Raw genomic sequence first — 19,131 nt, forward strand, 5'->3', positions numbered from 1 at the left:
TCCGCCGGATCCGCCCGGCCTGCCCGGACGTGGATGTCAGGCCCCTGCGGCGAACATGGGGCGTGCCCGTCATCTGGGGTTGATTCGCTTTTTGAGCCAGAGCGCCCTGATGAGCATGAGCACAAGCAAAAGAAAGCCGGAGAGTCCTTGCAGCAATTCCGGCCAGCCGGGGCCGAGGTCGCATGCGGCCGCAAATTTTTGCCAAAGAACGCCTGCGCAAAGCGCATTCAACAGCGAGGCGAGCAATAGCGGAAGAAGCAGTGGATCGCGGAGCATGCGGCTGTAGTTCGATGTCATCTGTCTTCGCTTCCTTTCGTTTGTGAGGTGGCCGATGCGCGTCCGGGTCGCGGCGCCGTCGATGCGTCGCGGGGAAGCATTGGAGGTGTGTATTGGGTCCGAGTCACGTGCGCGGCCGCACGTGGCAGCGTTGTCCGACCCGTCGCACCGGCTCGGCGACGATGTTGCCGACGTCGGCCTGGCGTGGCGAGTGCCGCCGGGTCGGTGCATTGGCGCTTGCGTGGCTGCGCGTTGCCAGGCGGTGACGTTGCGCAAACGTGGGGGCTGTTTCCATGGCGGCGGCCAAGCGGATCGCGGTTCGCCCTAACGCTGAGGCGCTTGCGTGGCCGATGCATCGGCGACGGCCGGCGGCGCCGTCCGCCACAGCAGCGCGCGGAACGGCGCCAGCAGGAACACGCCGATGCCCAGCTTCACCGCCAGGTCGCCGGCGGCCCAGCTGACCCACGGCAGCGCCGAGCCGGCGAAGGCGACCGACCAGAAGATCGTCGTGTCCAGCGTCGCGCTGCAGGTGGTGGCGACGATCGGCGCGCGCCACCAGCGGCCGCGGCGCAGGCGGTCGAATACGGCGATGTCCAGCAGTTGCGCGGCGATGAACGCCAGGCACGAGGCGGCGGCGATGCGCGGCGTGGCGATCCAGATCGACAGCAGCACCGCCAGCGCGAAGCCGCACCAGGCCACGCGCCGCGCCGCGCGCGGGCCGAAGCGGCGATTGATCAGGTTGCTGACCAGGAACGCCACTGGATAGCTGAAGGCGCCCCAGGTCAGCCAGTCGTTGATCGGGAACTGCACCAGCACGTTCGACAGCAGCACGACGGCGCCCATCGCCAGCACCGCCAGCAGCAGGGCGCGCGGGGTCAATGCGGCGAACGCGGGCGATGGCGGGGAGGGGGGATGCATGGGCGGCTGCGCTGCGGGTGAGGCGAAGCGGCGCATTATCGCGATGCGGCGGCGTCGCGGCCAGCGCGGCATGCCGGCGGACCGCGGGTGCTCCCTGTAGGAGCGGCTTCAGCCGCGACCGGGCTTCACCAGTAGGATCCGGTCGCGGCTGAAGCCGCTCCTACAAGGGAGAAGTTCGCCGCTCTTTTGTGGGAGCGACTTCAGTCGCGACGGGCATTACCGGGAAAGCCTGTCGCGGCTGAAGCCGCTCCTACAAGGGGCCAGCCGCCGAGGAAGTGCCCTCGGCGCTAGCGCGACACCGCCGTCCCATCCACCGCTGCGCGGCCCAGCGCCGGGTCGTCGGTGAAGAAGGCATCCACGCCCACGGCAATGAACGCGCGCATCTCGGCGATGCTGCCGGCGGCATTCACCGCGGCCGGACCGCGCGCATCCTGCAGGTGCTTGGGCAGGAAATAGTTCTCCGGACGGAACGTGTACGGCACCACCTGCAGCCCAGCCGCATGCGCATCGGCGACGAAGGCGGTAGGCGCGGCCAACGCGCCGTCGGCATCGACCGGGATGATGGTGCGCAGGTTGGGACTGACCAGTTGCGCATACCTGGCAATTTCGCGCAGGCCCTGCGCGCTGCCCATCTGCGCATAGGTCGGGCCATCGCGCAGCTGGTCGCCCGGGCGTTCCTTCGGATCGCCCAGCAACTGCACCAGGCGCACGTTCGGATGGTCCTTGCCGAGCTTGCGGTGCAGGGACTGCAGGTTGCCGATCTCGAACGACTGCACAATCACCGGCGCGCTGCGCGTGTAGGCATGCGCGTCCAGCGTGGCCAGCACCTTGTCCTCCATCGCCAGGCCCAGCGACTGGAAATAGGTGCCGTGCTTGATCTCCGGGATCAGCCCGATCGGGCGCCCACGCGCGGCCGATTCGGCCGCGGCGAAATCGATGATCTCGTCGAAGGTGAGCAACTGGAACTGCCCGTCGAAGGCGGTGCCGCGCAGTTGCGGCAGGCGCTCGCGCGCGCGCAGCGTCTTCAGCTCGGCCAGGGTGAAGTCTTCGGTGAACCAGCCCTCCACGCGCTGGCCGTCGATCTGCTTGACCGTCTTGCGCGCGGCGAACTCCGGATGCGCGGCGACGTCGGTGGTGGCGCCGATCTCGTTCTCGTGGCGCGCCACCAGTGCGCCATCCTTGGTCGAGACCAGGTCCGGCTCGATGAAGTCGGCGCCGTCGGCGATGGCCTTCGCATACGACGCCAGCGTGTGCTCGGGGCGCAGCGCGCTGGCGCCGCGGTGACCGATCACCAGCGGCTTGTGCGTACCCGCAGCCGCGACCGTTTCGGCCGCGGCGGTCAGCGACGACAGCGCCATCGAACATCCCAGCATCCAGACCATGGGTTTCATCATCGCATGCGCTCGGCGGCCAGGTGGGGGCAGGATGCGCGCGTTCAGAAGCGCGCGTCCAGGGTCAGGAACACCTGCCGCGGCGCGCTGGCATGGAACGCCAGCGACCGCCCGTTCGGATCGCTGTTGCTGAAGGCGGTGAGGTTGGAGGCATAGCGCTTGTCGGTGAGGTTGGTCACGTTGAGCGACAGCTTCAGGTCCTGCAGGAACGACACCGCGCCGAAGTCGTAGCCGGTGCCGGCGTCGAATGCGGTGTAGCCGCCGAAACCCTGGTCGTTGGTGTAGGTGTAGTAGCGCTGGCCGGTGTACTTGCCGCGCAGGTTCGCGTTCCAGCCGTTGTAGTTCCAGCTGATCTCGCTGGTGACCATGCGCTTGGGCGTATCCACCGTGTACTTGCCGGCGGTGGGGATGGTCACGCCGTTCTGCACGTAGTTGTCGTCGTAGGTGGAACGGTTGATCGAGGCCGAGTTGTACCACTGCAGGTGCGCGGTCGGCTTCCAGATGAAGGTCAGCTCGCCGCCGCGGCTGCTGACCGAGCCGACGTTGAAGAAGCGCGTGGTGCACGCCGGCGTGGTGCCCTGCTGGATGCTCGGGCAGGGGTTGAGCGAGAGCAGGCGGTTGTCGAAGGTCACGTCGTAGCCGACCAGCGAGGCTTCGAACTGGTCGCGCACCAGGCGGTAGCCGGCCTCGAAGGTCTTGGACTTCTCCGGTTCCAGCGCGCCGACGCTGGCGTCGAACGAGGCCTGGGTCACCAGCAGCGGGCCGCCGGCGCCGCCGCCCTGGAACGCGGCGATGTTCTCGGCATAGGAAGCGAACACTTCCTGGCCTTCGGCCAGGCGATAGCTCACGCCCACCTGCGGCAGCAGCGCTTCGCTGGCCTTGAGGGTGCCGTTGGCCACAGGCGATTCCACCGCGATCCCCGGCGTCTCGCGCGCGGTCATCGTGGTGTGCGGGCTCTTCGCGCCCACGTCCAGGGTCAGGCGCTCGTCGAGCAGCTTGAAGGTGCCCTGCACATAGGCCTGCTTGGTGGTGATCGTGTAGTCCTGCGAGAACAGCCGGCGGTCCGGGCCGCTGAGGAACAGGTCGTCGTCGATCGGGCCGTCGATCCAGTAGAAGTTGCGCTCCACGTGGTGCTTGTTGCGCTCGTACCACACGCCGGCTTCCAGGTGGTGCGGGCCCAGGTCCCAGCCCAGCGAGGCGATGCCGCCGGTGCGGTTGATGGTGTAGTTGGTGCTGCGGATCGAGATCGGCAGCGCCTGCGGCGTGCCCGGATTCGACGCCTGGCCCGGCGACCACCAATGGCCCTGGCCTTCGTTCTCGTGGTGGTAGACCTGGGTGTGCACGCTCACCGTGTCGGACGGCTGGAAGTCGCCGGCCAGGTAATACAGGTCGTCGTTGCGCAGCGCGCGGCTCTGGTAGTACGCGTCGTCGATGTTGTCCACGCCGCCGCTGTAGGCGCAGCGGCTGGCGTCGCGGGTGGCCGGCGCGCAGTAGGCCGCGGCCAGCGCGCGCTGCCAGTCCGGCGCGTACAGGTTCCAGTCCCAGCCCAGGCCGCGGTGCAGGCCGCTCTTGGACAGGTAGGCGTAGTCGGCCTGCGAGGTGCGCGAGGTATCGACGAAGGCGGTGATCTTGCCGCTTTCGAACTGGTACACGCCCTTGCCGTTGAACTGGGCGGTGCTGGTCGGCGATTTCGGGTCGGCCCACATGTCGGCGCTGGCGTAGACGCCGGACAGGTACGCGGAGAAGCCGTTGTGCTCGCCGGTGTCCAGGCGCAGGTAGGTGCGGCGGTTCTGGTCCGAGCCGACCGTCTGCGACAGGCGCACGCCGGTTTCGGTGGACGGATCGTCCGAGAAGTACTGCACGGTGCCGCCGAGGTTGCTGGTGGACGCGGTGCCCAGGCTGCCGATGCCCGAGGCCAGCTCCACGCCGCCGAAGTTCTCGGCGATCAGCGCGCGGCTGATGTTCAAGCCGTTGTAGTTGCCGTAGGCGTTGTCGCCCAGCGGCAGGCCGTCGAGCGTATAGCCCAGGCGCGTGCCGTTGAAGCCGCGCAGGCTCACTGTCTGCGATTCCTCGTTGGCGCCGAACGCATCGTTGGATTGCACGTTGACGCCGGGAATGCGGTTGAGCAGCTTCTGGATGCTGGTGCCCGGCGGCAGCACCGCCACGTCCTGGCGGGCGATGCGCTGCACCTGGCGGGTCTCGCCCTGGCCGATCACCGAGACCGTATCGAGTTGGCGGGCGTCGGTCGCCGCGCTGTCGGCCGGCGCGTCTGCCGCGTGCGCCGCCAGCGGCGACAGCAACGTGGCGAGGATTGCGGCGCTCAGCAAGTGATGGGTAGGCATGCGTGGGGGATTCGCTAAGGAGGTCCGGCGAAGATGCGACAGCGAGATTTCAGAACCGCGTCATGCGTGTTGCGGTTGTCATGCAATGCCGACACAGGCGACACATTTGCCGGGTCGTCTGCTGTGGTCCGGCGTCGCTTCCATGAAACTAAACGGACGCAAAACAGCAAGTGCGATCGTTCGCGAGCCGCCGTGCGTGCGCCTCCGTTTTCCGACGAAAAACACGCATCGCCCGCACATTTTTTTCGAAGGCATACAGGCGCTTCGATGCTGCCGATGAAACATTGCCGATGCATTTCTTTCCAGGATCGCAAATGCGGTGCGCCGTCAAAGTTTCGACGCGTGGCTTCATCAATGATTGCGGCCACCTCATCGTTTGGTCTTCGCGCGTGACAGTTCCGAAACAGGTATCGGGTGGCTGGACGGCATCGCCGCCAGCAGGCCCGTTGCACACGCGAATGCGGCGCGCATTCGCTGGGGAGCCGTCACCGCACCTGCGTGCGGCCGTGGTGGCCGTCCAGATGCCGTAGTCGATCGCGAGTGGCTGTTGGCGCGCAGCGGCCGCTGCGCGTATGCGGGTGTTTCGTTCCCACGCGACGCCGCCTGCACCTGTTTGCGGGCGACGCCTTATCGTTCCATCCACGGAGAGAGATGCATGATCGATCGTATTCGCCGCCAGCCGCTGCTGGCCGCCGCGTTGTCCGGGTGCGCGCTCGTGTTCGGCAGTGCCCATGCCGCGCAGGACGCCACGGACGCCAAGCTCGCCGCGATGTCCGCCACCTTGCGCAGCGCGCCCGTCAGCTTCGACGTGCACCTGCCGTTGCGCGACCAGGCCGGCCTGGACGCCTTGCTGGCGGACATCCAGGATCCGGTGTCGCCGCAGTACCACCATTGGCTGTCGCGCGCCGAGTTCGAGCGCCGCTTCGCACCGTTGCCTGCGCAGGTCGACCGCGTGCGCGCGGCCCTGCAGGCCGCGCACATGACGGTCACCCAGCAGGGCCCGAGCCTGCACGTGAGCGCCAGCGCCGACAACGTCGAGCGCCTGTTCTCCGCACCGCTGGCGGTGGATCTGCCCGAAGGCGGGCATGCCAGGCTTGCCGCCGCCGGCACCCTGCAGCTGCCGGCCGCGCTGCGCGACAGCGGCGCCGTGGTCACCGGCCTGACCGGCGGCCTGCCGCTGCACCACGTCCATTCGCAGCGGCTGCGGCAGGTCGATCCGGCCAATCGCAATGGCCGCCTCGGCGTCTACGCGTACAACGATCTCAAGCAGGCCTACGGCTACCCGTCCTACCAGAGCATGATCGGCCCGCCGGGCCAGCAGCGCCGCCTCGACGGCACCGGCACCACGATCGCGGTCCTGATCTCCAGCGACGTGCTGGATTCGGACGTGGATGCGCTGTTCAACGAAGAGAAATTCAGCCGCTATGGCGCCGGTCACGTCAATCCGAAACTGTACGCACGCCGTTACGTGGCCGGCGCCAAGCCGGGGATCAACGAGGAGGGCGGGGCCGGAGGCGAAGCGGCGCTGGACGTGCAGATGGCGTTGGCCGGCGCGCCCGGCGCGCATGTGCTGCTGTACGTGATTCCCGACCTGACCGACGCATCGCTCGCCGCGGGTTACCGGCAGATCGTGCAGGACAACGAGGCGGACGTGGTCAGCTCCTCGTTCGGCGCCTGTGAGCTGTACTACACCAAGGCGTACAACGACGGGAAGGACGTCACGGCGAGTTTCCGCACGCTGGATGCGATCTTCAAGCAGGGCAACGCGCAAGGCATCACCTTCATCGCCTCCAGCGGCGACAACGCCGGCGTCGCGTGTGCCGATACGCACTATGCGGTCGAGGGCAAGAACGGCAACTTCGTCGCCGGCGTCGAGCATCCCGCGGCCGACGCGTATGTGACCGCGGTCGGCGGCGGCAATCTGTCCACCAACTACAAGCAGGGATCGGCGGATTCCAGCTACCGCTCCGAGAGCGCCTTTGCCGATCCGCTGCTGACCCAGGACTACTACGGCGTGGGCGCGCTGCTGGCCGGTGGCTACTGGGGCGCCGGCGGCGGGGTGAGCACCCTGTTCCAGCGCCCGGCCTATCAGCTGCGCGCGCTGGGCGGCACCCGCACGTCGATGCGCGCGCTGCCGGATATCGGCATGCTGGTCGGCGGTTGCCCCGACACCGCGAAACAGCCGTGCCGGGAAGGCAGGGGGCTGTACGCCAGTTCGGTGCTGTCGGTGTACAAGGGCGAGTTCTATTCGACGATCGGCACCAGCGTCGCCGCGCCCGAGTTCGCAGGCGTGGCCGCGCTGCTGGTGGAGAAGCAGGGGCGCCAGGGCAATCTCAACGATTACCTGTACCGGCTGGCGGCCAACTACCCGCAGGCGTTCCATCGCGATATCCCGGGCAACAATGGCGTCGTCGACAACGACGTACCGCTCAAGGGCAAGTACAACTACACGGCCGGCCTGGGGACACCGATCGTGCGTGCCCTGATCGGTGCGCTGGATGCCGCTCCGGCCGGCGCGCCGCGTTCGCCCAGCAATCCCTGACCGGACGGCAACGCAACGACGGGGCCGCAGGTGCGCCAATGCTGGCGCGCCTGCGGCCCGGTTGCGTCAGCGCCGGCATTGCGCGCCGACGGGATCGTTTCAATCGAGCTGCAGGCGCTCGCGGATGCGCGTGGCGATGCGTGCGGTTTCGCGCAGTGGTTCGATCGTGCCCGCAACGGCGCCATGCCCGTCCGGTGCATCGGCGAGGCGGCCACGCGCGCGCAGCGCGGCATGGAAGTCGCGTGCGCGACCGCGCGCCGACGTCGGCATCGCCACCGCCACCGGCACCCGGGTGGCGCAGGCTTCCGACAGCAGGTTCACCGAATCGGGCGTGCACACGATGCGCTCGGCCCAGCCGAGCAGGCCGGCGTAGGGATTCGCGCCAGCGTCTTCGCCGCACCAGACCACGCCCGGCACACCGGTGAACGCGTTGCGCAGCGCGGCGGCTACCGCCGGCGGCGTGCGGCGCGAGGTGCTGGCGAGCACGCTGCCGCCGCTGTCGCGCAGCTGCGTCGCCAAGTGTCCGAACACCGACGCCGCCGCCTCCGCCGTCCACGGCGCCAGCGTGGCGGGGCCGCCGACCAGCACCGCGATGCGCGGCGACGGCAGCGCGCCGAAGTGCGGGAACGCCGCGCGCGCGGCGGCCAGCCAGGCATCGTCGATCGGATGCAGGCTGCCGAGCAGGGTGAGCACGTTGTCGCCGCGCAGGCGATCGTGTTCGGGCACCACCACCACGTCCCAGTGCCGTGGCGACAGGCGCGGATCCAGCACCTGCACCACGGCGCTGCCGCGCGCGCGCAGCAGCCGCGTCGCCAGCGCCGCCTGGCGGCCGCAGCCGATCGCCAGCGCCGGCGGTTGCTGCAGCAACGCGGCGAAGGCGGGACCATAGGCCTGCGCGGCGCCGGGCAGCCGCCGCGGCGCCAGCCAGCGCCAGGGCATGTGCGGTTGCAGCACCAACGCCGGGGCGGGCAGCATTGCGGGTCCAGCCAGCGCCGCGGCGAGCGCTTCCGCCTGGCGTGCGTTGCCGGCGCGGCCGTCGCTAATCGCCCAGGGCGCGCCCGATCGTTTCACGTTTGGTAGTAATCCGTTGCATTGCGGCTGGGTGTTGCGGCTATCGTGCCACTCTACACTGGCCGCCTTGCGCCGAAACCGCCCACCACCGGGGCATCGGCCTTCCCCCGACGACAAAAGGTACTTCCGCATGTCCGACGTTCTGCACGATGCCGCCCTGGATCAACTGTTCCGTACCGCCCGCACCCAGAATGCCTTCCGCGATACGCCCGTCGGCGAAGACACCCTGCGCGCCCTGTACGAGCTGCTGAAGTGGGGCCCGACCGCGGCCAACGGCAGCCCGGCGCGGTTCGTGTTCGTGACCTCGGCCGCGGGCAAGGAGAAGCTCAAGCCGGCGCTGTCCGAAGGCAACCTGGCCAAGACCCTGGCCGCGCCGGTGACGGCGATCGTCGCCCACGACGAGGATTTCCACGAGAAGCTGCCGTACCTGTTCCCGCACGCCGACGCCAAGAGCTGGTTCGACGGCCCGCGCGAAGGCCGCCGCGAGTCGGCGTTCCGCAACGGCACGCTGCAGGGCGCCTACCTGATCCTGGCCGCGCGTTCGCTGGGCCTGGATGCCGGCCCGATGTCCGGCTTCGACAACGCCAAGGTCGATGCGGCCTTCTTCGCCGGCACCGCGATCAAGTCCAACTTCCTGGTCAACCTGGGCTACGGCGATCCCGCCGGTCTGTTCCCGCGCCTGCCGCGGCTGAGTTTCGACGAGGCCGCACGCATCGAGTAAGCCGGCTCGTTCCGCTGCACCCTCACACCGCTGTGCCTGCGCTTGCCGCAGTTTCCCAACCACCGATTTCTCCAGGAGCTCCGCCCATGAACAAGACCCGCACCCTGCTGCTTCCGCTCGCCCTGGCGCTGGCCGTCGTCGTCGCCCAGCCCGTCAGCACCGCCTTCGCCGCGCCGGCCGCCGCGGCCGCCACCGCGATCAAGGGCACCACCGGCACCTACAAGCTCGACCCGTCGCACACCGACGTGCTGGTGCAGTGGAGCCACTTCGGCTTCTCCAACCCCAGCGCGCACTTCGGCGACGTCGACGGCACCCTGGTCTACAACGCCGAGAACGTGGGCAAGTCCAGCGTCCAGGTGACCCTGCCGCTGTCGGGCCTCAACAGCTTCACCGCCAAGTTCGACGAGCACCTGAAGAGCGGCGACTTCTTCGACGCCGCCAAGTTCCCGACCGCCACCTTCAAGAGCACCAAGGTCGCCGCCGCCGGCACCAACAAGCTGAGCGTGACGGGCGATCTGACCATCAAGGGCATCACCAAGCCGGTAGTGCTGGCGGTGACGCTCAACGGTGCCGGTCCGCACCCGATGAAGAAGGTGCCGGCGCTGGGCTTCGATGCCAGCACCACGATCAAGCGCAGCGACTTCGGCCTGGGCGCGTACGTGCCGAACGTCAGCGACGAGGTCAAGATCCGCATCACCACCGAGGCGCTGCAGGACGCGAAGTAAGCCTGCGTGTTGCGCTGATGGCGGCGGCCTGAACCAGGCTGCCGCTTTCGATGAAAACGCCCACCGCTTGGTGGGCGTTTTCGTTTGCGCTGGCGTGGATGGAAATGCCGGCGGCCGCTGGCGGGGTTCTGCGGCGATGCGCAGCCGTGGGCGTTGTCGGTTGGCTGCAGTCGGGACTGAAGTCCCTCCCACAAGGGGTCATGCCTTTTTGTGGGGGGGCATGCCTTAGTGGGTAGGAACCATGCCTTTTGTGGGAAGCAGTCATGCTTTTTGTAGGAGGGACTTCAGTCCCGACGCATGACACCACAGCCTCCGCACCGCCCAGCCCTTATGTAGGAGCGGCTTCAGCCGCGACAGGAGAAGGAAACCGTTCGGATCGATCGAACCAAAGAAGCGTCGCGGCCGAAGCCGCTCCTACAGTGGCAGGCCAGCAATCATGTTTTCTGTGGAAGGGACTTCAATCCCGACGCACGAAAACCACCCGCATCCACATCGATCGAGCGCGCAAGCGCACAGGCCTACGCCTCGTCCTCGCGCCCGGACTTCCAATACCCCGTCGCCCGGATCCACTCCTTCGGCACGTTGAGCCGGCCTTCGACGAACTTGCGCATCATCCGCGCGCGTGCCGATTCGCAGGCGATCCAGTAGAACGCGTCGCCGTCCGGCACTTCGAAATCGCGCAGCGCATCTTCCAGCAACTGGCTGCTCAGCACGGGCACGCCATTGCGTTCCAGCCAGGTGATGCGCACCTGCGCGCGCGACGGCAACGCCTGCCGGTCGGCGAAGCCGGGGATCTCGATCAGCGCCTCCACCTGCGCGCCGGCCGGCAACTCCTCCAGCCAGCGGCCGATCGCCGGCAGCGCGGTCTCGTCGCCGATCAGCACGTAGGCGGCGTAGTCGTCGGCGGCCACGAACGAGCCGCGCGGGCCGCCGACCACCAGCGGGTCGCCCGGGTTGGCCCGCGCCGCCCAGCGGCAGGCCGGGCCATCGCCGTGCAGCACGAAATCCAGGGTCAGTTCCTGCGTCGCGGCGTCGTAGTGGCGCGGGGTGTAGTCGCGCGCCGGCGAGGGCGCGGCATCGGCCGGGTAGACCGGGCCGCTGTCGGTCATCGTCGGCAGCACGAATGCGCCGTCGGCGTTGGGGAAGAACAGCTTGACGTGATCGTCGGGTCCGGCGCTGACGAAGCCGTCCAGCGCCGGGCCGCCGACCACGATGCGGCGCATGTGCGGGGTCAGCGGTTGGGTACGCAGCACCCGCAGGTGGCGGATCCGCAGCGGATGGCGCAGCAGGCGGTTTTCATGGGTGTTCATGCGAAAAGGTCCTTGGGGAAAGGGGGAGCGGCGCGTTGCGCCTGCGCAGAAGAAGGAGGGGTGGCAACGACGTGCGGGCAGCGCTCAACCATCGCCATCGCGTTCCATGCCGTCGGCGGCCTGGGCGAGCAGCTGCGCGACGCGTTCGATCTCCGCCTCGGTCCAGCGGCCGTGCCGGGCCAGCAGGCCATGCTTGATCCGGCGCATCGCCTCGCGCACCGGCGCCGGCACATTCGCGCGGACCAGCGCGCGGGCGCTGTGGTGGGTGCGTTCCACCGCCGCGTCCAGCTGCGCGCGCTGCGCCTGCACGAAGGCCAGGCCATCGGCGGTGATCGCGTAGCGCTTGCGCGCGGCACCGGCATCGGCCTGCACCAGGCCCTGCGCCTCCAGCTGCGCCAGGGTCGGGTAGACGGTGCCGGCGCTGGGCGTGTACAGCCCATGGAACAGATCGGCGACCGCGCGGATCAGCTCGTAGCCGTGGCGCGGCTGGGTTTCGATCATCGCCAGCAGCAGCAGGCGCAGGTCGCCATGGCCGAGCGGGCGGCTGCCGCGGCCGCCGCCGCGGCCATGTGGGCCGCGGCCGGGGCTGTCCTCGTCGAACAGGCGGCGCGGGTGGCGGTGGCTGGGATCGGTCGGGCGGGACATCGTTTCGATATGTCTAAGTTTCGCGAAACGATATATCGAATCCGGGTGACGGGCAAGGCCGTGAGGGCGGGGCCTGTGCAGGTGGGGTTGGGGATCGTTCAGCGGCGCGGCCGGGCAGGTGGCTGGCGCCTTGGTGTTGCGCGGCGTGTGGTGTGCGGGGCGCGGCTTGGTTGGTCGCGTCGCGACTGAAGTCGCTCCCACAGAGGAAGTCGCCCCCACAAAAAGCACGGGGCCGGAAGTGGTACCGGAAGACAAGGCCCGCCTTGCGGGCAGTCCGCGGTGCGCTGTGCAGCACCGTTGTGGGAGCGACTTCAGTCGCGACGCGGGATCGGTCGGTGATCGGCTTCGGTGCCTGCCTGTCGGGGCTGAAGCCCCTCCTACAGTGCACCGGTCGGGTTGGTCGCGCACTTTCGCCGGTTGCGCGCTTTTTGTAGGAGCGGCTTCAGCCGCGACCACCGGCGTCTTCAGGCGCTCGGGTTCCGGACGCTGTCGGGACTGAAGTCCCTCCCGCGATGCAGCGCGCCGCCGACCTGTACGCTTCCCTGTGGGAGCGACTTCAGTCGCGACGCGGGATCGGTCGGTGGTCGGCTTCGGGGCCTGCCTGTCGGGGCTGAAGCTCCTCCTACAGTGCACCGGTCGGGTTGGTCGCGCACTTTCGAAGGTCGCACGCTTTTTTGTAGGAGCGGCTTCAGCCGCGACCAACGGCGTCGTCAGGCGCTCGGGCTCCGGACGCTGTCGGGACTGAAGTCCCTCCCACAATGCGGCGCGTTGGCGATCTGTACGCTTCCCTGTAGGAGCGACTTCAGTCGCGACGCGGGATCGGTCGGTAGTCGGCTTCGGTGCCTGCCTGTCGGGGCTGAAGCCCCTCCTACAGTGCGCCGGTCGGGTCGGTCGCGCACTTTCGAAGGTCGCGCGCTTTTTGTAGGAGCGGCTTCAGCCGCGACGAACCCAGCTCAGCCGCCTTCGCCCTCCTCGAGCACCCGCCGCTGCATCTCGTCCAGGTAGTCGTCCAGTTCCTGCACCGAGGTGAAGATCTCGTTCAACGGCACCGCCTTGACCACGTCGAACACCTTGCGGATCTGCGGCTGCGGGTTGACCACCAGCACGCGGCCGTCGCGGGTGGCCAGCACCTTGCGCGCCTTGAAGATCGAGCGGATGCCGGCGCTGCTGATGTAGTCCAGGTGCGACAGGTCCAGCACCAGCGTGGTGATCTGCGTGGCCAGCAGCGGCGCCAATGCCTCGTCCAGCGCCTGGTAGGTATGCGTGTCCAGGCGCCCGCTGAGGGTGATGCGCTGGCGCCTGTCCTGGGTGGGGTCGATCTGCAGGCTCAACGTGGTCATGCGGGGAACTCCTGGGGGGCGGGGTCGAAGGGTTGCAGCAAGGTGATGCGCACGACGTTGCGGCCGGCGTCGTGGCGGTAGTCGATGTGGTCGGCAAGCTGCCGCACCAGGTGCAGGCCGAGGCCGCCGATCGGGCGTTCGGCGATGTCCGCGTCCAGGTCCGGTGGCGGTGCGGTGCGCAGATCGAAGGCCGGGCCGCTGTCGTGGAATTCCAGCACCAGCGCGCCGCTGTCGACCTGCAACATCACCTCCACCGGCGGCTGTTCGCTGGCCAGGTGGCCGTGCTCGAGCGTATTGCAGGCCAGTTCCTCCACGATCAGCCGCGCCCGGTGCACGTGGTCCAGGACCACGCCGTGGCGCAGCAGCGCGGCCTCCAGCGTGTCGCTCAGCTGCGCCAGGGTGTCCAGCGCCGGCACCATCTGTAGCCGTAGTTTCATGGGCTTCCCTCCCGGGTCGGATCCTGGCGCAACCGGATCGCCAGCAACGTAATGTCGTCGGATTGCGGTGCGGCCGCGGTGAACGCGTGCACGTCGGCCAGCACCCGCGCGCACTGCGCCTGCGCGTCGATGCCCGGCTGCAGCGCGGCCAGCAACCGCTCGGCGCCATAGGCCTGCAGGCGCGCATCCATCGCTTCGGTGATGCCGTCGGTATAGCTCAACAGCGTGGCGCCGGCGGCCAGGCGCCCGCGCACCACCGGGTAGCGGGTTTGCGGCTCGATCCCCAGCGGCGGCCCCGATTCCACCGCCAGCAACTGCGCGTGGCCGTCGGCGCCGAGCAGCACCGGCGGCTCGTGGCCGGCGCTGGACAGCCAGTAGTCGCCACTGTGCACGTCGATCAGCCCGCACAGCACGGTGGCGAACATGCAGGTCTCGTTGCCCTCGACCATGCGTTGCGAAGCCGCGATCAGGATCGCGTCCGGCCGGTTGTGGCGGCGCGCGGCCACCTCCAGCACGGTCATCGCCCGCGCCATGAACAGCGCCGCCGGCACGCCCTTGTCGGACACGTCGCCGACCACGAACCACAGCAGCCCCGGCTCGGTCTCGAAGAACTGGTAGAAATCGCCGCCGACCATCGTCGCCGGCTCCAGCAGCGCATAGGTTTCCAGGTGCTTGTGCGCGCTGTCGAAGGTGCGCCCGTCCGGCAGCATCGCCTGCTGGATGTCGCGCGCGATCGACAGCTCGCTCTGCATGCGCTGCCGCGCCTGCGCCAGCGTGGCGATCTCCGCCAGTTGGCGCTTGATCGAACCGCGCGCGCTGTCGAACGCGCGCGCCATCACCCCCACCTCGTCCTGCCGCTCCACATGCCGCAGCGGATAGTCGAACTCGCCCTGGCTGAAATGCCCCGCCGAATTGGTCAGATCCTCGATCGGCCGCGCCAGCCGCGCTGTGTAGCGGTGCAGCAGCCACAGCCACAGCAGCAGCGCGGTGCCGCCACCCAGCCCCACCCACAGCGCGATGCGGTTGAGCCCGGCCACGATGTAGCCCTCGGACACGGTCAGCGCGAAGGTCCAGCCGGTATCGCCGACCGCCGCGCTCTGGGTCAGGTAGCGCTCCCCGTCGGGCGCGGTGTGGGAAAAGCGCACCGGTGCGTGCGCGGCCACCGCCGCGGCCAGCGGCGACAGGTCTGGCCGCGCGCGCGCCACGTGCGCCTCCAGGGTGCGGTGGAAACGCAGCGCCGGGTCCGGATGCAGCACGAACAGCCCGTCCGGCGACAGCAGCATCGGCTGCAGCCCGGCATTGGCCGGCAGCTCGCCGACGATCGCCTGCAGCCGCTTCAGCGGCACGTCCACGCTGACCATGCCGATCGCAGGCGCCTGCACGCCGTCGCCGGGCAGGCGCAGCGGCAGGTTGTAGGTGGTGAGGTAGTCGCCGCCGGTGGAGGCGTCGCTGTACGGCTCGGACCACCACGGCGCTTGCGCCGTCAGCGTGCGCCGGTACCAGGGCATGGTCCGGTAGTCGTAGCCCAGCGCATCGGCCGGCTGTTCGGTCACGCGGCCGTTGGCGCGCCGCAGGTGCCAGGCGAAGCCGCGGTCGTCGCCCTTCAGCGTGCCCGGCTCGATCACCAGCAGCGCCCCGGCGATGTCCGGGTCGCCCTCCAGCGTGGCGTGCAGCAGGCTGCGCAGGTTGAACGGCTGGCGCCCGACCGCCGAGGCGCCGGCGGCGAGCGTGCGCCCGCTCACCTGCACCGAGCCCAGCGTCGCATCCAGGCTGCGCGCGGTCTGCTGCGCCAGCCCGGCCACCTCCTCGCGCGCATTGCGCACCACCACCTGGCGCGCGCCCAGGTAGAACAGCACCGCCAGGCCCAGCAGCAGCGCCACCTGGATCAGGCTGCCCCACAGCATCAGCCGGGTGCGCAGGCTGTGCCGCCAGGCGACCGCTGAAGCGTCCTGCACTGACGAGAGGGCGGTAATGGCGGCGCTCCGCGGGAGTCGGCCCCGATCATAAGCGCAGCCGCGCCCCGCCGCGCGCCGGGTGTCGCGCGCTGTCCCGGGCCAATGTGACAGTCCGTTCCATACGCTGGCGTACGAGGTCCGGCGGGGCGGTTGCGCTACACTTGGAGGCTTCGAAAAACACATGCAATCGCGCGCGTGCGTGCGACCTACGGGAGCGCTATGAACTGGTTGAACGAGGTGCTGCAGAACGATCCGAACCCGACTGAGACCCAGGAGTGGATCGAATCGCTCAAGGCCGTCATCGATGTCGCGGGCCCCGAACGCGCGCATCAGCTGCTGGAGGACATGGTCGAACTGACCCGTCGCTCCGGCGCCTACCTGCCGTTCTCGCCGACCACCGAGTACGTCAACACCATCGCGCCCGCCAACGAGGCCAAGAGCCCGGGCGATGCGGCCATCGAGTGGAAGATCCGCTCGATCATCCGCTGGAACGCCATGGCCACCGTGGTCCGCGCCAACCGCAAGCCCGGCGACCTGGGCGGCCACATCGCCTCCTTCGCCTCGGCCGCCACCCTGTACGACGTGGGCTTCAACCACTTCTGGCGCGCCCCGTCCGACAAGCACCCCGGCGACCTGCTCTACATCCAGGGCCACAGCGCCCCGGGCATCTACGCCCGCGCCTTCCTGGAAGGACGCATCAACGAGACCCAGCTCGACCATTTCCGCATGGAAGTGGACGGCCAGGGCATCTCCTCCTACCCGCACCCGTGGCTGATGCCGGACTTCTGGCAGACCCCCACCGTGTCGATGGGCCTGGGCCCGCTCAGCGCCATCTACCAGGCGCAGTTCATGAAGTACCTGGAGCACCGCGGCCTGATCGAGAAGTCCGACCGCAAGGTGTGGTGCTTCATCGGCGACGGCGAGAGCGACGAGCCGGAAACCCTGGGCGCCATAGCCCTGGCCGGCCGCGAAGGCCTGGATAACCTGATCTTCGTGGTGAACTGCAACCTGCAGCGCCTGGACGGCCCGGTGCGCGGCAACGGCAAGATCATCCAGGAGCTGGAAGGCGTGTTCCGCGGCGGCGGCTGGAACGTCATCAAGCTGCTGTGGGGCGGCTACTGGGACGCGCTGCTGGCGCGCGACACCGACGGCGTGCTGCGCAAGCTGATGATGGAAACCGTCGACGGCGAATACCAGAACTGCAAGGCCTTCGGCGGCGCCTACACCCGCGCCAACTTCTTCGGCAAATACCCGGAGACCGCGGCCATGGTCGCCGGCCTGTCCGACGACGACATCTGGCGCCTGAACCGCGGCGGCCACGACCCGCACAAGGTCTACGCCGCCTACCACCAGGCGGTGAACACCAAGGGCATGCCCACCGTGATCCTGGCCAAGACCGTCAAGGGTTACGGCATGGGCTCCTCGGGCGAATCGCTCAACCCCACCCACCAGACCAAGAAGCTGGACGACGACGCCGTGCGCGCGTTCCGCGACCGCTTCAACATCCCGCTCAGCGACAAGCAGCTGGCCGACGCCGAGCAGGTGCCGTTCTACCACCCCGGCCCGGACTCGCCGGAAGTGCAGTACCTGCAGGAACGCCGCGCCGCGCTCGGCGGCTACCTGCCGCAGCGCCGCCGCAAGGCCGACCAGTCGTTCACCGTGCCCGGCCTGGACAAGTACGACCGCCTGCTCAAGTCCAGCGGCGAGCGCAGCTACTCCACCACCATGGCCTTCGTGCAGAGCCTCAACATCGCCCTGCGCGACAAGGACCTGGGCCCGCGCATCGTGCCCATCGTGGCCGACGAAGCGCGCACCTTCGGCATGGAAGGCATGTTCCGCCAGATCGGCATCTACGCCCCGTTCGGCCAGAAGTACAAGCCGGTGGACGCCGACCAGCTGATGTTCTACCGCGAGGACCAGTCCGGCCAGGTGTTGCAGCAGGGCATCAGCGAGCCGGGCGCGATCTCCTCGTGGCTGGCCGCCGGCACCAGCTACTCGGTCAGCAACGTGCCGATGCTGCCGTTCTACATCTACTACTCCATGTTCGGCTTCCAGCGCGTGGGCGACATCGCCTGGCAGGCGGCGGACATGCGCACCCGCGGCTTCCTGCTCGGCGGCACCGCCGGCCGCACCACCTTGAATGGCGAAGGCCTGCAGCACGAAGACGGCTTCAGCCAGGTCATCGCCGGCTCCATCCCGAATGTGCGCAGCTACGACCCCACCTTCGGTTTCGAAGTCACCGTGGTCATGCAGTACGGCATGAAGCGGATGATGCAGGAGCAGGTGGACGAGTACTACTACATCACCCTGATGAACGAAAACTACACCCACCCGGAAATGCCGGCCGGTGCAGAGGACGGCATCATCAAGGGCATGTACCTGCTGCAGGACGCCGGCAAGCCCAAAAAGGGCGAACTGCGCGTGCAGCTGCTGGGCTCGGGCACCATCCTGCGCGAAGCCATCGCCGCGGCGGAGCTGCTGGACAAGGACTTCGGCGTTACCGCCGACATCTGGTCCTGCCCCAGCTTCAACGAACTGCGCCGCGACGGCTTCGACGCCGAGCGCTGGAACCGCCTGCATCCGGAAGGCGAGCAGCGCAAGCCGTACGTGACGCAGCTGCTGGAAGGCCGCCAGGGCCCGGTGGTCGCGGCCACGGACTATGTGCGTGCGTTCGCCGACCAGATCCGCGCCTTCGTGCCGACGCACTACACGGTGCTGGGCACCGACGGCTTCGGCCGCTCCGACACCCGCGCTAACCTGCGCCGCTTCTTCGAAGTGGACCGGTACTACATCGCGCATGCCGCGATTGCGGCACTGGCGAAGGACGGCAAGATGACCGGTAAGGATGTGGCTCGGGCGATCAAGCAGTACAAGATTGATCCTGAGAAGAGTAATCCTGTTGGGGTTTGATTGGTAAATAAGTTGCGGAGGAAAGGCGGCCGAGAGGTCGCCTTTCTTTTGCCGATAAAGCCCACGAGCAATACTTCGGCAACTGTATGGCCGTTGTAGCCAGAGCTATTCGTAATCAGCTAGTTTTCAGTCGCTAGTGTTGCGATAGGGGTGATTACAAAGAGACAACTCGCTGAAGCATTATTTGGGATGGTCAACCGGGTGCATGGACGCCGCGATTCTATTTTCCTGGTGTACGGAGATCTATGGGGGCAGATTCAACGGTTGAGAGCCGGTCCGCATAGCTTCAGATCCTTCAGGGAGCCCACGAGGCCCGTCTCGAGAAGGTTTTCCAGGTCTGTATGCTGCGCGCAGGTCCTATTGTCCTGGTCAATGGCCCGGTGCTAGCTCAGCGGTCCAGGGGAGAGGTCTTGATTGCACTCTCATTGTTTCTCATCGCCTCCCTAGGGAATATATGCTCTGTTTCCAGAAATTAATCGCATTTCACTTCCCTCTCGTCGCTCCTAGGGGTTCTTCACGCGGACACCGGGATCAGTATCCGGTCTCTT

The 19,131-nt window shown here is 68.2% G+C and carries 14 protein-coding genes; 4 read left to right on the forward strand and 10 right to left on the reverse strand.

Features of this window, described 5'->3' with window-relative positions:
• Positions 1-69: 69 nt before the first annotated feature.
• The 4 genes from JR064_RS15000 to JR064_RS15015 form a co-directional block, all read right to left on the reverse strand.
• A complete protein-coding gene (locus JR064_RS15000; protein ID WP_179569039.1) occupies positions 70-297 on the reverse strand; it encodes a hypothetical protein in 228 nt (75 codons plus the stop codon).
• Between the two features lie 303 nt (positions 298-600).
• Complete coding sequence (locus tag JR064_RS15005; RefSeq protein WP_206230249.1) at positions 601-1,194, reverse strand: queuosine precursor transporter; 594 nt, start codon at positions 1,192-1,194, stop codon at positions 601-603.
• 287 nt (positions 1,195-1,481) lie between these two features.
• Positions 1,482-2,552, reverse strand: a complete 1,071-nt coding sequence (locus JR064_RS15010) for a glycerophosphodiester phosphodiesterase (protein WP_206230290.1) — start codon at positions 2,550-2,552, stop codon at positions 1,482-1,484.
• A gap of 77 nt (positions 2,553-2,629) precedes the next feature.
• Positions 2,630-4,927, reverse strand: a complete 2,298-nt coding sequence (locus JR064_RS15015) for a TonB-dependent receptor (RefSeq protein WP_191826289.1) — start codon at positions 4,925-4,927, stop codon at positions 2,630-2,632.
• A 655-nt stretch (positions 4,928-5,582) separates the two neighbouring features.
• On the opposite strand from JR064_RS15015, the gene JR064_RS15020 reads away from it, so the two are divergent.
• Complete coding sequence (locus tag JR064_RS15020) at positions 5,583-7,469, forward strand: S53 family peptidase (protein ID WP_206230250.1); 1,887 nt, start codon at positions 5,583-5,585, stop codon at positions 7,467-7,469.
• 99 nt (positions 7,470-7,568) lie between these two features.
• Here JR064_RS15020 and JR064_RS15025 read toward each other — a convergent pair whose 3' ends face one another.
• Entirely contained in the window at positions 7,569-8,540 is a 972-nt protein-coding gene (locus tag JR064_RS15025; protein ID WP_338123900.1) for a mitochondrial fission ELM1 family protein, read from the reverse strand.
• A 130-nt stretch (positions 8,541-8,670) separates the two neighbouring features.
• Here JR064_RS15025 and JR064_RS15030 point away from each other — a divergent pair, with 130 nt between their 5' ends.
• Positions 8,671-9,261, forward strand: coding sequence for a malonic semialdehyde reductase (locus JR064_RS15030; RefSeq protein ID WP_206230252.1), 591 nt, complete (start codon positions 8,671-8,673; stop codon positions 9,259-9,261).
• An 86-nt stretch (positions 9,262-9,347) separates the two neighbouring features.
• The gene (locus JR064_RS15035) at positions 9,348-9,986 is read left to right on the forward strand and encodes a YceI family protein (RefSeq protein WP_179569027.1); all 639 of its coding nucleotides are present in this window, start codon (positions 9,348-9,350) and stop codon (positions 9,984-9,986) included.
• Positions 9,987-10,504: 518 nt separating this feature from the next.
• Here JR064_RS15035 and JR064_RS15040 read toward each other — a convergent pair.
• The 5 genes from JR064_RS15040 to JR064_RS15060 form a co-directional block, all read right to left on the reverse strand.
• On the reverse strand, positions 10,505-11,296 hold the full coding sequence (locus tag JR064_RS15040) for a siderophore-interacting protein (RefSeq protein WP_206230253.1): 792 nt from the start codon (positions 11,294-11,296) through the stop codon (positions 10,505-10,507).
• Between the two features lie 84 nt (positions 11,297-11,380).
• Complete coding sequence (locus tag JR064_RS15045; RefSeq protein ID WP_206230254.1) at positions 11,381-11,941, reverse strand: PadR family transcriptional regulator; 561 nt, start codon at positions 11,939-11,941, stop codon at positions 11,381-11,383.
• A 953-nt stretch (positions 11,942-12,894) separates the two neighbouring features.
• The gene (locus JR064_RS15050) at positions 12,895-13,281 is read right to left on the reverse strand and encodes an STAS domain-containing protein (protein ID WP_179569021.1); all 387 of its coding nucleotides are present in this window, start codon (positions 13,279-13,281) and stop codon (positions 12,895-12,897) included.
• A complete protein-coding gene (locus tag JR064_RS15055; protein ID WP_206230255.1) occupies positions 13,278-13,718 on the reverse strand; it encodes an ATP-binding protein in 441 nt (146 codons plus the stop codon). The genes JR064_RS15050 and JR064_RS15055 overlap by 4 nt, the downstream gene beginning before the upstream one ends.
• Positions 13,715-15,622, reverse strand: a complete 1,908-nt coding sequence (locus tag JR064_RS15060; RefSeq protein ID WP_206230291.1) for a SpoIIE family protein phosphatase — start codon at positions 15,620-15,622, stop codon at positions 13,715-13,717. Before JR064_RS15060 ends, JR064_RS15055 begins: the two co-directional genes overlap by 4 nt.
• A gap of 270 nt (positions 15,623-15,892) precedes the next feature.
• Here JR064_RS15060 and aceE point away from each other — a divergent pair, with 270 nt between their 5' ends.
• Positions 15,893-18,583 (forward strand): pyruvate dehydrogenase (acetyl-transferring), homodimeric type, encoded by a 2,691-nt coding sequence (gene aceE, locus JR064_RS15065; protein WP_206230256.1) that lies wholly within the window; start codon positions 15,893-15,895, stop codon positions 18,581-18,583.
• Positions 18,584-19,131: the final 548 nt, after the last annotated feature.

The organism is Xanthomonas bonasiae (assembly GCF_017163705.1).
In the GTDB taxonomy this organism is placed as follows: domain Bacteria; phylum Pseudomonadota; class Gammaproteobacteria; order Xanthomonadales; family Xanthomonadaceae; genus Xanthomonas_A; species Xanthomonas_A bonasiae.